Source organism: Mesorhizobium argentiipisi (SeqCode) (assembly GCF_037179585.1).
Classification (GTDB): Bacteria; Pseudomonadota; Alphaproteobacteria; order Rhizobiales; family Rhizobiaceae; genus Mesorhizobium; species Mesorhizobium argentiipisi.
Genome location: NZ_JAPYKO010000022.1, coordinates 88,959 through 102,391 on the forward strand (window position 1 = coordinate 88,959; position 13,433 = coordinate 102,391).

Annotated in this window: 14 protein-coding genes; 12 read left to right on the top strand and 2 right to left on the bottom strand. The window is 64.1% G+C overall.

The window, feature by feature from the left end:
• Window positions 1–95 precede the first annotated feature (95 nt).
• From O7A05_RS25290 to sbmA, 3 genes are all read left to right on the top strand, one after another.
• Window positions 96–296, top strand: coding sequence for a hypothetical protein (locus O7A05_RS25290; RefSeq protein ID WP_337095650.1), 201 nt, complete (start codon window positions 96–98; stop codon window positions 294–296).
• Between the two features lie 80 nt (window positions 297–376).
• A complete protein-coding gene (locus O7A05_RS25295; protein ID WP_337095651.1) occupies window positions 377–1,534 on the top strand; it encodes a YbfB/YjiJ family MFS transporter in 1,158 nt (385 codons plus the stop codon).
• Between the two features lie 121 nt (window positions 1,535–1,655).
• On the top strand, window positions 1,656–2,933 hold the full coding sequence (gene sbmA, locus O7A05_RS25300; RefSeq protein WP_337095652.1) for a peptide antibiotic transporter SbmA: 1,278 nt from the start codon (window positions 1,656–1,658) through the stop codon (window positions 2,931–2,933).
• 16 nt (window positions 2,934–2,949) lie between these two features.
• Here sbmA and O7A05_RS25305 read toward each other — a convergent pair whose 3' ends face one another.
• Complete coding sequence (locus O7A05_RS25305) at window positions 2,950–3,963, bottom strand: polysaccharide deacetylase family protein (RefSeq protein WP_337095653.1); 1,014 nt, start codon at window positions 3,961–3,963, stop codon at window positions 2,950–2,952.
• Window positions 3,964–4,166: 203 nt separating this feature from the next.
• Between O7A05_RS25305 and O7A05_RS25310 the strand changes: the two genes are divergently transcribed.
• Window positions 4,167–4,832, top strand: coding sequence for a tetratricopeptide repeat protein (locus tag O7A05_RS25310; RefSeq protein WP_337095654.1), 666 nt, complete (start codon window positions 4,167–4,169; stop codon window positions 4,830–4,832).
• Between the two features lie 6 nt (window positions 4,833–4,838).
• The gene (der, locus tag O7A05_RS25315; protein WP_337095655.1) at window positions 4,839–6,269 is read left to right on the top strand and encodes a ribosome biogenesis GTPase Der; all 1,431 of its coding nucleotides are present in this window, start codon (window positions 4,839–4,841) and stop codon (window positions 6,267–6,269) included.
• Window positions 6,270–6,501: 232 nt separating this feature from the next.
• Here der and O7A05_RS25320 read toward each other — a convergent pair whose 3' ends face one another.
• Window positions 6,502–7,422: a LysR substrate-binding domain-containing protein gene (locus tag O7A05_RS25320; RefSeq protein ID WP_337095656.1), complete on the bottom strand. Its 921-nt coding sequence runs from the start codon at window positions 7,420–7,422 to the stop codon at window positions 6,502–6,504.
• Between the two features lie 115 nt (window positions 7,423–7,537).
• On the opposite strand from O7A05_RS25320, the gene O7A05_RS25325 reads away from it, so the two are divergent.
• The 7 genes from O7A05_RS25325 to O7A05_RS25355 all read left to right on the top strand — a co-directional run bounded on the left by O7A05_RS25325 (window position 7,538) and on the right by O7A05_RS25355 (window position 13,228).
• Window positions 7,538–8,812, top strand: coding sequence for an MFS transporter (locus O7A05_RS25325; protein ID WP_337095657.1), 1,275 nt, complete (start codon window positions 7,538–7,540; stop codon window positions 8,810–8,812).
• A gap of 172 nt (window positions 8,813–8,984) precedes the next feature.
• On the top strand, window positions 8,985–10,166 hold the full coding sequence (locus O7A05_RS25330) for a cell wall hydrolase (RefSeq protein WP_337095658.1): 1,182 nt from the start codon (window positions 8,985–8,987) through the stop codon (window positions 10,164–10,166).
• A gap of 391 nt (window positions 10,167–10,557) precedes the next feature.
• Window positions 10,558–10,950 carry an AtpZ/AtpI family protein gene (locus O7A05_RS25335; protein ID WP_337095659.1) on the top strand — a complete coding sequence of 131 codons (393 nt, stop codon included), beginning with the start codon at window positions 10,558–10,560 and terminating at the stop codon, window positions 10,948–10,950.
• Between the two features lie 66 nt (window positions 10,951–11,016).
• The gene (locus tag O7A05_RS25340) at window positions 11,017–11,778 is read left to right on the top strand and encodes a F0F1 ATP synthase subunit A (RefSeq protein ID WP_337095660.1); all 762 of its coding nucleotides are present in this window, start codon (window positions 11,017–11,019) and stop codon (window positions 11,776–11,778) included.
• A gap of 79 nt (window positions 11,779–11,857) precedes the next feature.
• Window positions 11,858–12,082 (top strand): F0F1 ATP synthase subunit C, encoded by a 225-nt coding sequence (locus O7A05_RS25345; protein WP_027164582.1) that lies wholly within the window; start codon window positions 11,858–11,860, stop codon window positions 12,080–12,082.
• Window positions 12,083–12,143: 61 nt separating this feature from the next.
• The gene (locus tag O7A05_RS25350) at window positions 12,144–12,725 is read left to right on the top strand and encodes a F0F1 ATP synthase subunit B (protein WP_337095662.1); all 582 of its coding nucleotides are present in this window, start codon (window positions 12,144–12,146) and stop codon (window positions 12,723–12,725) included.
• Window positions 12,726–12,736: 11 nt separating this feature from the next.
• On the top strand, window positions 12,737–13,228 hold the full coding sequence (locus O7A05_RS25355) for a F0F1 ATP synthase subunit B (RefSeq protein ID WP_337095663.1): 492 nt from the start codon (window positions 12,737–12,739) through the stop codon (window positions 13,226–13,228).
• Window positions 13,229–13,433: the final 205 nt, after the last annotated feature.

The window sequence follows — 13,433 nt, forward strand, 5'->3', positions numbered from 1 at the left end:
AGTTTTTCTAAAGTGAACGGACCGAAATCTCAATTGAAACCCGACAGGAAACGGCAGAATTTAGCCGAAGCAACCTTGAACAATGAGGTAGCCCCATGAAGATTTTATCTTTTCTGAGAGGGCTTTCGGTTGCCGAGGCGGGGCCGCCCGAGGACGGCGAGATCGCTCGCTGGATCAGCGATCCGCTGTCGCATCCGGTGCTCGACACCATGTCGGAGCGCGAGCTCGGCGATATGCCCTTCCGGCTGACGGCCAGCCGCACCGTGTACGAGACCGCGGGCATGACCCGTCCCTAACGCCGGTTCGGCGCGATTGCCGGCGCTGGCCCAACGCAAGCGCATTGTTTCGCGGGCGCGCAGACTTACTGTGCACCGCAATGAACGCCTCGCCATCTCCCTTGCGGCTTGCTCTCGCCGGCATGGTCGCGCTCGCCGTCGCCATGGGCATCGGCCGCTTCGTCTACACGCCTATCCTGCCCGGCATGATGGAGGAGCTGCATTTGACGCCGGCCGATGCCGGCTGGATCGCTTCCGCCAATTATGTCGGCTACCTCATTGGCGCTTTTGCCGCGGCCGGCGGCTGGGCGCATGGCCGCGAGCGCGTGCTGATGTTCGCCGGCCTCGCCGCCAGCGCCGTGCTCGCCGCTCTCATGGGACTCAACGAGACGATAGCCGCCTTCCTCGTCATCCGCTTGCTCGCCGGCCTCGCCAGCGCCTTCGTCATGGTGTTCATGGCCTCGATCGTCTTCAGCCATCTGGCTGAGGTTGGCCGCCGCGATTTGCAGGCGCTGCATTTCGGTGGCGTGGGCCTCGGCATTGCCGTGTCCTCGGCGCTGCTGGCGATCCTCGTCTCAGAACATGCGGGCTGGGCCGCGGGCTGGCTCTGGTCCGGAGCGCTTTCGGCCGTCGGCCTGCTTGTCGTCGCGCTGCTCGCCGGCTCGGCCACCCCGGCCAATGTCACCGACGGGCGCGAGCCGGCGCTGCCGAAGGACAGGTCCCTGGTGAAGATGATCGTCGCCTACGGACTGTTCGGCTTCGGCTATGTGGTGACAGCCACTTTCCTGGTCGCCATCGTCCGCCAGGGCGGCGGCGGGCGCGTCTTCGAGGCCGCTGTCTGGATGGTCGCCGGCCTCGCCGGCTTTCCCTCGACCTGGCTTTGGCAGAGGCTCGCCGGCCGGATAGGGCTCTATGCCGCTTACGCCGCGAGCTGCCTGGTCGAGGTGGTCGGCGTCACCGCCAGTGTCGTCGTCAAGGGCGCCGCCGGACCGTTGATCGCCGGCGTCCTGCTCGGCGGCACCTTCATCGCCATCACGGCGCTGGGCTTGCAGATGGGCAGGCAGCTCGCGCCCAGGGCGCCTCGCCGCATCTTCGCGGTGATGACGGCAGCCTTCGGTCTTGGCCAGATCGTCGGCCCGATCGCAGCCGGCCTGCTCGCCCAGGCCTCGGGCAATTACGTGCTTGCCTCGACGATGGCGGCGGCGGCGCTGCTCGCCTCCGGCGTCATTGCCTGGTCGGCTGCGCGAAAATCGCCATGATTTGCGGCTTGTTCGATGCCGGGCATCGGGCACGGGCATTTTCTTTCCCCCCAATGTGTGACTTTATGCCCGCCGAACAGCAATGCCGCTGATTGCGGTCAGACCGAGGAAACCCGCCACAGTGTTCGTATCCTTTTTCCCGCAGCCGAAGCTTTTCTTCACATCGGCCGCCGTCTGGAGCCTTGCCGCGATCCTGTTCTGGTTCTTCGGCGGCGAGCAATTGGGCGCCGTCTTCGGCCTGCCGTCGGTAGCGGCCGGCACGCCGCCCATCATCGGCATCGCGGTGCTGTGGTCGAAGCCGTTCTTGTGGTTCTACATCTACTTCGTGGCCTGCGTGGTGATCTTCTACGCCTTCTGGAGCTGGTACGCCCCGCACCCGTGGCAGAACTGGTCGATCCTGATGACTGCGGTCATCCTGTTCTTCATCTACTTCAACGTTCAGGTCTCGGTTGCGGTCAACAATTGGTATGGCCCGTTCTTCGACTACGTTCAGGGCTTGATGTCGGGAACGACGGCCTCGACCGACACCGAATTCTACAAGGGCTTGGCCGATTTCTCCTGGCTGGCGCTGGTCGGCATGAACGTGCAGGTGGTCAATGCCTTCATCGTCAGCCACTGGATCTTCCGCTGGCGCACCGCGATGAACGATTACTTCATCGCCAACTGGGGCCGACTACGCCACATCGAGGGCGCTTCACAGCGTATCCAAGAAGACACGATGCGCTTCTCGCAGATCATGGAGGATCTCGGCTCGACCTTCGTCCAGTCGATCATGACCCTGATCGCCTTTCTACCGGTTTTGATTCAACTGCAGGCCCACATCACCGAATTACCGATCATCGGCACGGTCCCGCAGCCACTGGTCGTTGCCGCATTGGGTTGGTGTCTGTTCGGAACGATTTCCGTCATGGTGGCGGGTCTCAAGCTGCCGGGCCTGCAGTTCCGCAACCAGCGCGTCGAGGCAGCCTATCGCAAGGAACTCGTCTACGGCGAAGATCATGCCGATCGGGCTCAGCCGGCGACGACGACACAATTATTCGCCAATGTCCGCCGCAATTATTTCAAGCTATATTTCCACTACATCTATTTCAATGTCGTGCGTTACACCTATCTGCAGGCCGACAACATCTTCTCGTTGCTTATCCTTGGGCCCTCGCTGGTTGCGCATAAGATCACGTTCGGCGCCCTGAATCAGATATCGAACGCGTTCGGCAAGGTGACGAATTCGCTTCAATTCCTGTTGAATTCCTGGTCGACGATTGTCGAACTGCAGTCGGTGCACAAACGTTTGCGAGCCTTCGAAGCGACGCTGCAGGGCGAGCAACTGCCGATTATCGATCAACACTATCTAGAACGCGAGCAAGCTGGCATGCGTCCCGAAGATCAGCCGGCAGGCTAGAGCGCGGCCGGTCCAGTTAGCCGCCCACACTCGCCTGTGCCTGGCCAGCGCGCCGGCGCGTGACATAGTCGCGGAAACTGATGCACTCGACATCGGCCTTCACGCAGACGTCGCCGGCGAAGCGCTCCAGCGCATTCCAGTAGGCGCCGTTGTTCATCAATGTGAAGTGGAAGCCGAGCTCAAGCGGCAGGCGCTTGCCGTTGTACTGAGCCTCGAAAGCGGAGTGGAACGCCTGGTAGGCGCGCTCGGTGAATGCGTCCGCCATCGACGGCTTCTCGAAGCCATTCGAGTGGCGGACATAGAGATTATAGTCCATGGCGACCACCGGCTTCGATTTCGGCCCTTCCGGTATAAGCGGCAGGGCAAAGCGGGTTGTGCCATTCAGGGTCGGCGGCACGGCCGGATCGTTCGAGACGCCGCTCGCGTCGTATTCAAAGCCAGCCTCGGGCAGCGCATCGTAAAGCGCCTTATCGGTGGACAGATAGGGCGCGCGAAAACCGGTTACGGTATGGCGGGCGAAATCGCGCCAGCCGGGCGGCTCGGGAGAAATACCGTTGATCGCATAGGCGTTTTCGAAAATGCGCCGCGCGGACGCGAATTCGGCCACCCAGTCGGCCTTGCTCCAGTCCTTGCCATCGAAATGGCCGCAGGCATGGCTGCCAATGTCGTGGCCTTCGGCAGAAGCCAGCCGGACCTGTTCCAGGCGCTCGGCGACATCCTGTTTCGAGGCGCCAAAGCCGACATTGGACTTGCCGGCGGCCTTGCCGGGGCCGGCATATTGCAGCCGCGTCTCGGGAGAGAGCAGGAAGACGCAGGACAGGAAATAGGTGAAATGCGCGCCCGTGCGCTTTGCCAGCGCCCGGCTGCGCTGCCATTGCGAGATCTCGCGGGCGGCGTCGAACGAGATCAGCACGACCTGTTTCGGTTTGGCCGGCAAAGCGGCTGGCGATTTCGGCGGATCGGCGAAGGCGGCATTGGCTGAGGCGAGCGAGGCGAGACTGAACGCAAGGACGCGGTATGAACGAAGCATTGGCAACCTTCTGGCGGGGACGTCTCCGGCTGATCGGAAGCCGGCTATCGCGCAAATGTGGCGCGGTTGCGTTCGGGCAAGCTCCGCCGGGGCCGGGCATTCCCAGCCGATTTTCCGGCCCGCCCCCTTCCATGCCGACGAAATTTCGCTAAAACGCGGGGCTCAAGAAGCGCCCCCTTCTGGGGCAGCAATGGTTTTGATTGATGTCGGACGACAGTTTTATCCGCGAAGTCAACGAAGAGATTCGTCGCGAGCAGGCGCAGGCGCTGTGGGATCGTTTTGGCCCGGCCATTCTCGGCATCGCCATCCTTATCGTGCTGGGAACGGCGGCCGTCGTCGGCTACCGATACTGGGACGAGAGCCGTGCCAACCGTTCGGGCGACGCCTTCTCGGCTGCGTTGAAGCTCGCCAATGACGGCAAGAACGACGAGGCGATCGCCGCGCTCGATCAGCTGGAGAAGGACGGCTACGGCGCCTATCCGCTGCTCGCCCGCATGCGCGCCGCGACCGTCAAGGCCGACAAGGGCGACGTCGACGGCGCGGTCAAGGATTTCGACGAGGTCGCCGCCGACAACGCCATTCCCGCCGGCATCCGCGACATCGCGCGGCTGAGGGCCGCGCTGCTGCTCGTCGATCACGGTTCCTACGCCGACGTCTCAAGCCGCATCGAGGCACTCACCGCCGACACCAATCCGCTGCGCCACTCGGCGCGCGAGGCGCTCGGCCTTGCCGCCTGGAAGGACGGCAAGTCGGCCGACGCGCTCAAACTGTTCGACCAGATCTCTTCGGACGAAGCCGCCCCGCGCAATGTGCGCCAGCGGGCACAGCTGATGTCCGAGCTGATCCGCGGGTCGGGCAACGCTTCGTGATCCGGGATGGGCTTCAAAGTCGCCATCATCGGCCGGCCTAACGTCGGCAAATCGACTCTTTTCAATCGGCTGGTCGGAAAGAAGCTGGCGCTTGTCGACGACACGCCTGGTGTGACGCGCGACCGCCGCGTTCATGCGGCAAAGCTCTACGATCTCCATTTCGACGTCATCGACACCGCCGGTTTCGAGGACGCGGCCGCTTCGACACTGCCCGGCCGCATGCGCCAGCAGACGGAGATCGCGATCCGCGAGGCCGACCTCATCTTCTTCACGGTCGATGCCAAATCCGGGCTGATGCCCGACGACCGCACCTTCGCCGAAGTGGTGCGCAAATCCGGCAAACCGGTGGTGCTCGTCGCCAACAAGGCCGAGGCGCGCGGCGCTCAAGGCGGAATGCTGGAAGCCTGGGAGCTCGGCCTTGGCGAGCCGATCCCGGTTTCGGCCGAGCACGGCCAGGGCATGCCCGACCTGCGTGACGCGGTGATAGAAGCGCTCGGCGAGGAACGCGCCTTCGGCGAGAACGAGGACGAGGACAGCGATGAGATCGCCGCCAGCGAGGTGCTGATCGGCGAAGACATCGCCGACCCCGACGCTGAAGCGTCCTATGACGACACCAAGCCGCTGCGCATCGCCGTTGTCGGCCGCCCGAATGCCGGCAAGTCGACGCTGATCAATGCGCTGATCGGCGAGGAGCGGCTGCTCACCGGCCCGGAAGCCGGCATCACGCGTGACTCCATTTCGGTCGACTGGGACTGGCGCGGCCGCAGGATAAAGCTGTTCGACACGGCCGGCATGCGCCGCAAATCCAGGATCCATGAAAAGCTGGAAGTGCTCTCGGTGCAGGACGGCCTGCGCGCCATCCGCTTCGCCGAGATCGTCATCATCGTGCTCGACGCCACCATTCCCTTCGAGAAGCAGGACCTGCAGATCGCCGATCTCATCATCCGCGAGGGCAGGGCGCCGGTGATCGCCTTCAACAAATGGGACCTGATCGACAACCCGCAGGAGCTGCTGGCCGAGCTGCGCGAAAAGACCGAGCGGCTCTTGCCCCAGGTGCGCGGCATCCAGGCGGTGACGGTCTCGGCCGAGACCGGGCGCGGCCTCGACAAGCTGATGGAAAGCGTCATCAAGACGCACAAGGTGTGGAACAGCCGCGTCTCCACCGGCAAGCTCAACCGCTGGCTGGAAGGCATCCTCGCGCATCACCCGCCGCCCGCCGTCGCCGGCCGCCGGCTGAAGATCAAATACGTCACCCAGGCCAAGACCCGCCCGCCGGGCTTCGTCGTCTCCTGCTCGCGCCCGGACGCGACGCCGCAATCCTATGTCCGCTACCTGACCAACAGCCTGCGCGAGGCCTTCGACATGCCCGGCGTGCCGATCCGCATGGCGCTACGCACGTCGGACAATCCGTTTGCGGGTAGGGCGAAGAAGCGGTGACTTCTGGGAAAGCGCCGACGCTGATCCCTCGTCATCCACGGGCGGAGCAAGGAGCGAAGCGACGCGCGCAGACCCGAGGATCCATTTTCGTGACTTCGAGGCGCCGCGGCGGTTCAGAATTCTGCACCGCTGCATCCCTCGCGCAAGGTAACGGAATGGATTCTATGGTATGCGCGCGTCGCTTCGCTCCTCGCTTCGCCATAGAATGACGAGCGCGATAGGGGCCAAGATCTCACGCGACCTCTCGCAGCCCATCGCCGGTTCGCGCTCCCTCAGGCAGCGTCTCCAGCGCCGCCTGCAAAAGAATCTCCGCCAGCCGCATCGCCACCGGGTCGAGCTCGGCGTCCTTCTGATGCAGGTGCAGTGCCATCATCGGCAGCGCCGGCAGCCCGAGCACGCCCGGCGCGATTGCTCTGACATTGGCTGGCAGGCCGATGTCGGTGCGGATCGTCAGGCCGAGACCCGCCGCCACCGCCGCCCAGATACCGCCGAGGCTGGGGCTGGAGAAGGCCATGCGCCAGCGCATGCCGGCGCGGTCGAGCGTTTCGGTCGCGACGGTGCGCAAGAGGCACGGCGCCTCGAACACCACCAGCGGCAGCGGCTCGCCATTGCGCTGACCTGCCTCGATCGGCTTGGCCGGGCCGATCCAGCGCGCCTGCACGTCGGCGACATGCCGGCTGTAGGGCAGGGTCGTGCCGTCATGCCAGGCAAGCGCGAGGTCGAGATTGCCTGACAGGACGCGCTCGGCAAGGTCGTGGCTGCGGCCGATCCGCGCTTCGATGCGCACCTTGGGATGGGCGCGGGCGAAGCGGCCGAGCACCTCGGGCAGCACGGCCTCGCCGAAATCCTCCTGCAGGCCGAGCCGCACCCAGCCCTCCAGCTCGACGTCACGGATAGCGGAGGCAGCCTCGTCATTGAGCTCGATCAGCCGCCGCGCATAGCTAAGCATCGTCTCGCCGGCCTCGGTGAGCGCCAGGCCGCGTCCCGCCCTACGGAAAACCGGCGTCGCGGCCTGCTCTTCCAGCTTCTTCAGTTGTGCGCTGACGGCGGACGTCGAGCGCCCGAGCCGTTCGGCCGCCTTGGCGAAACTGCCCAACTCCATGCCGGTGATGAAGGTCCTGAGGACATCGAGGTCGAATGTTATGCGGCGCATGAGATCATCCCGATTCTCAGGATTGTTGGTCAAAAAATTCCTGATTTTATGGACGAAGCTATGGCGCTACATCCGGCCCGTCAAGCCGTTAGCCGGCCGTCACGGGAATGGAACCATGTCCGCTATCGTCGCACGCAACGACTGCCAACCGCCTGATGCATGCGCCGGCGCCTCCGCCCGCCGCGCCTTCGGCCCCAACCATCGCTGGAAAGTTCTCGGCATCGGCGTCGCCGCCAATGCCGGCTTCTCCGCCACCTTCTCCGGCATTCCGGCGACGGCGGTGGTGATGCGCCAGGGCTACCATCTCGACAATGCCTCGCTCGGCCTGGCGCTCGGGCTTCTCGGCCTCGGCGTGGCGCTGAGCGAATTGCCCTGGGGCGTGCTCACCGATCGTTGGGGCGACCGCCGCGTGCTCCTGACCGGACTGGGCGCGACGGCGGCATGGCTCTTCATTATGGCCATGCTCGTCGTGCCGACAAAAATGGCGGTGCCCGGCGTCGCGCTGCTCTCGGCAAGCCTGCTCGTCGTCGGCCTGCTCGGCGGCAGCGTCAACGGCTCCAGCGGCCGCGCCATCATGGGCTGGTTCGGCGAGGGCGAACGCGGCTTCGCCATGAGCATCAGACAGACGGCGGTGCCGCTCGGCGGCGGGCTGGGCGCGCTCATCCTGCCTTCCCTGGCGCTGGCTGTGGGCTTCACCGCGGTCTTCGGCCTGCTTGCGGTCGTCTCCGCGCTCGCGGCCTATTTTGCCTGGCGCTGGCTGCACGAGCCGCTAGTGGAAAGCGGAGGTCTTGGTGCGGCGACTGCAAGCGGTCCGGCGCCCTTGCGCAACATCGAGGTGTGGCGCATCTCGACCGCCATCGGCCTGCTCTGCTTTCCGCAGGTCGCGGTGCTGACCTTCGCCTCGGTCTTCCTGCATGACTTCGCCGGCATGGGCACCTTCGTGACCAGCGCCAGCCTCGCCGCCGTTCAGACGGGCGCCATGGGGATGCGCGTCTGGAGCGGCCGCTTCACCGACCGCCACGGCAACCGCCGGCCGTTCCTGAAAGTCTGCAGCGCGCTGAGCGCCTTAGCCTTCCTGGTGCTGTGGCTTCTGGTGATCGGCGCCGCCGGATCGCCGTTGCTGCTGCCGCTGCTTCCGCTGATGGTCGTCGTCGCCGGCATATCCGTCTCCGCCTGGCACGGGGTCGCCTATACCGAGCTTGCCACGCTTGCCGGCGCCGGTCATGTCGGCACCGCGCTCAGCCTTGCCAACAGTTTTGTGTTCATCGGCTTCTGCCTGGTGCCGATCGCCATTCCGTGGCTGCTGGTGGTCTTCGCATGGCCGGGCGTGTGGCTTGCGGCGGCAATCTGCGCGGCGCTCGCTTGGCCGATCTTCCTGCGCCAGGCCTGATCCACCCAAAGCTGATGCATCCACCCGGGCCTGATTCCTCATCGGACCGCTGTGGAAATCGCAAGCCGGCTTTCCTCAAACATGAAAAGAACATGATCGATGTCGTTAACCCCGCATCAAGGTTAATGCTTCATTTTGGCTCTCCGGGGTCAGTAGCGTTCTGGAGAGTTCAGTGCATCGACGCGTTTCCATGCGGCTTGCCGCCGCCGCCGTTGCGAAAAAACGTTCCTTTCTTCCTCCTTTGGTGCTCGGGCTCGGCATTTGGATCGGCTTTCCGTCGGCCGTCGCCTATCAGGATATGGCAAGCCTGATCTCCGGCCTGGAATCGTCCGACACCCGCTGGAACGCCTATATCGAGAAGTCCGCCGCCGGCTCGGTGCATGCGGCCGAAATGCCTTTCGTCGATTCCACCACCACCGGCTCGCTCTCCGGCTCCGGCGTGAATTTGCCGGGCGTGGGCACCGTCGCCTTCCGCGGCAAAGGCAACACCGCCGGCGCGACGCCCGATGAGGATCGTGTCGTGCGCGCCGACAAGAAGGGCCGTATCGTCCAGGTCTCGCCGGTCGCGCCCCCCAAGAATTTCAGCGCTGGCTCGATTTTCAAGCGCACCTCCTCGCTGCTGCGTCCCGCGATGGATAGCGACCTGAAGCTCACCTTCGCCAAGCCAGGCATCAAGGGCAAGGAAGTCCAGATCGCCCAGGCCTTCCATCTGCGCGAAGACAAGAAGCCGGATCCGGATCTGCCGGCGGCACTTGTCGCCCTCGTCAACAATGACAAGCCGGACATCCTCGCCACCGCTTATGCGCAGTCGGCGCCCGACTACGCCAAGGCGTCGCCCTTCGAGGCGTTGCTGCAGGATGATCCGAACAACGGCCGCTTCATCCCGCCGATGGGCAAGGGCGACCACGCCTGGATGCAGAACCCGCTGCCGGCGAGCGTCTTTTCCCAACCCGAGCAGGCCTGCCTTGCCAAGGGTATCTATTTCGAGGCGCGCAGCGAACCGGTCCGCGGCCAGGCGGCGGTCGCCCAGGTTATCCTCAACCGCGTCCGCAACCCGGCCTATCCGAAGACGATCTGCGGCGTCGTCTACCAGAACGACGATTGGTTCAACCGCTGTCAGTTCTCCTTCGCCTGCGACGGCAGGAAGAAGAGCATCACCGACCAGGCTTCCTACAAGACCGCCCAGGAGGTCGCCATGGCCGTCACCGCCGGCAAGATCTTTATTCCCGAGGTCGGCTCGTCGACGCACTACTACGCCAATTACGTCCATCCGGGCTGGGCGCGCGCCATGCAGCGCATGACCAGGATCGGCCTGCATATCTTCTATCGTACCTATGGCGGCGGCTGGAGCTGAGCCGCTAAAGCATGTCTCCCGAAATTGGTAAGCGGTTTCGGGACAAAGACATGCGCGAAATCAAAACCTAAAGCGCATGGAGCGAATCTGAAAGATCGCGACGCGCTTTAGGCGGCTCAAGCCGAGGCGCCTGAACGACGCCTCCGGCTGTCCTTCCTCAGGTGCCCCGGACGCCCCGCCGGACGCGGCTTGTCGCGCGGATTCGCGCCGAGTCCTCACGCGGGCGTGAAGGGCACGATGTCGCACCTCGATAAACAATTGATTTTGTTGCCAAAAATACGTCGCTTGGAAGTTCGGCCCGTGGCTTGACGGGCGCGGACCCTCTAACTATGTTGCCGGCGACTTTAGAAGCGGACGGACGGCAATCGTCTGCCCGGGCAGGGGGGTTGCGATGGCCAACAAAACCGGGCCAGACGGAACCGGAGAAACCGGCCGCGGCAGGCAGCCAGAAGCCACCATCCGCGACGACGAACTTGAGCGCCGCCGGCGCGATCTCGAAGCATCGCTTGCGACGAGACGCACGGACCGGCTCGAGGGGAAAGACGAAGCGAAAGCTGCGACCGGTTACGGTCAGGCGCTGAAACTGTCCAGCGAGTTCATCGCCGGGGTGGTGGTCGGCGTCGGCTTGGGCTGGATCATCGACCGCCTGGCGGGAATAGCGCCTTGGGGTCTGATCGTCGGCCTGTTGCTGGGCTTTGGCGCCGGTATACTCAATGTCCTGCGCTCGGCGGGACTGACATCCGAATTCGGCCAGGGCGGCAAGCCGCGCGAGCCGAAAGAATGAAGTGGGGCGCCGCAAGGCGCCGAAGTGAACTTAAGAAGCCGGTTGTGGCTTTGACGGGGATTTAAAGTGGCTGCTGCTGACAAGGTCGATCCGATCCACCAGTTCCAGATCCATGCGATCATCCCGCTGCATATTGGCGGCTACGACGTCTCTTTCACCAACTCTTCCCTGTTCATGGTCGTGACGATCGTGCTGGCCTCGGCCTTCCTCTATATGAGCACGGCGAGCCGCGCGCTCATCCCGGGCCGGCTGCAGTCGGTGTCCGAGATGGCCTACGAATTCGTCGGCAACATGCTGCGCGACGCCGCCGGCAAGCAGGGCATGCAGTTCTTCCCGTTGGTGTTCTCGCTGTTCATGTTCGTGCTGGTCGCCAACCTGATCGGACTGTTTCCCTATTTCTTCACCGTCACCAGCCACATCATCGTCACCTTCACCCTGGCGATCCTGGTCATCGGCACCGTCATCGTCTACGGCTTCGCCAAGCACGGCTTCGGCTTCCTCAAGCTGTTCGTGCCGCATGGCGTGCCTGGCTATCTCCTGCCGCTGGTGGTGGCGATCGAAATCATCTCCTTCGTCTCGCGCCCGGTCAGCCTCTCGGTTCGTCTTTTCGCCAACATGCTGGCCGGCCACATCACGCTCAAAGTGTTCTCGGGCTTCGTCGTCAGCTTGAGCGCGTTTGGCGCCCTGGGCGTCGCCGGCTCGGTCCTGCCGCTTGCGATGGCCGTCGCGCTTTCCGCGCTCGAGCTGCTGGTCGCCTTCCTGCAGGCCTATGTGTTCGCAGTGCTGACCTGCATGTATCTGAACGACGCCCTGCACCCGAGCCATTGATCTCTTTTCACCGGCGCCCCGGCGCCAGCATACCCAACGTACCAACTGCAACGAATAGAGAAACCACAGGAGTTTTGAAATGGACGCAACTGCAGCAGCTGCTATCGGCGCTGGTATCGCCTGCATCGGCATGGGCGGCGCGGGCATCGGCCTCGGCAACATCTTCGGCAGCTACCTCTCGGGCGCGCTCCGCAACCCCTCGGCTGCCGATGGCCAGTTCGGCCGCCTGATCTTCGGCTTCGCCGTGACCGAAGCTCTGGGCATCTTCTCGCTCCTGATCGCTCTGCTCCTGGTCTTCAAGTAAGAGCCAGAGCTGACGAAAGGGGCCGCATGGTGCGGCCCCGTTCCATGGACAGGGGAATGAGATGTTCGTGACATCTGCCTACGCGCAAGAAACAGCGCCGGCCGCTGCCGAGGGCGATACGCATGCAGGCACCGCTGTGCCTGCCGCGGAGCATGAAGCGTTCCCGCCGTTCGATGCCAAGACCTTCCCGTCACAGATACTGTGGCTGGTCATCACCTTCGGGCTCTTCTACCTGTTCCTGAAGCGCGTTGTGATGCCGCGTCTTGGCAGCATCATCGATGTCCGCAACGACCGCATCACCCAGGATCTCGATCATGCCGCAAGGCTGAAGGGCGAGGCGGATGCCGCCGTTGCTGCCTATGAGCAGGAGCTGGCGGAGGCCAAGGCCAACGCCAACAAGATCGGCCAGCAGGCAAGCGACGCTGCCAAAGCGGACGCCGAGAGCACGCGCAAGAAGCTCGAGGCCGAGCTCGAGAAGAAGCTTGGCGAGGCCGAGGCGAGCATCGCCTCGATCAAGGCCAAGGCGATGAAGGAAGTCGGCACGATCGCCGAGGACACCACGTCGGCCATCGTCGAGGCGCTTGTCGGCGGCAAGGCCGATAAGTCCGAAATCGCGGCCGCGGTCAAATCCGCGAGCCGGTGAGGATAGGGATCATGGACGCCACATCACTCGCCACGCTCTGGGCTACCATCGCCCTGATCATCTTTCTCGGCGCCGTCATCTATTTGAAGGTGCCGGTCATGCTCGCCAAGTCGCTCGACACCCGCGCGGCCAAGATCAGCGCTGAGCTCGAGGAGGCGCGCAAGCTTCGTGAAGAAGCCCAGCAGTTGCTCGGCCAGTATCAGCAGAAGCGTAAGGAAGCCGAGAAGGAGGCTGCCGACATCGTCGCCGCCGCCAAGCGCGAGGCTGAGCTGCTCGCTTCCGAAGCGGCCAAGAAGACCGAGGACTATGTCGCCCGACGCACCGCGCTTGCCGAGCAGAAGATCAGCCAGGCCGAGCGCGAGGCCGTCAGCGAAGTGCGCGCCTCGGCCGTCGACATCGCCGTCGAAGCCGCTCGCGCGCTGCTCGCCGCCAAGGTCGATGCCAAGGCCGGTGCCGACCTGTTCAAGTCGGCGCTCAATGACGTGAAGGCCAAGCTGAACTGAGCTGACTTCGAAACTTCGAACTCAAGGCCGCCTGGGCAACCCGGCGGCTTTTTTGTTGGCGCGGATGATCTCCCCCTCGAGGGCATAGGCGCTAAGATAGGGTATTGCGGCGCGGAATCGGTTGTGATTCTACGCTGGGGATGACACACGAATCGCTTGTTGATGATGGCTGGGCCGAGACAGTTAAGCTTCTCGGCGGCGAAGA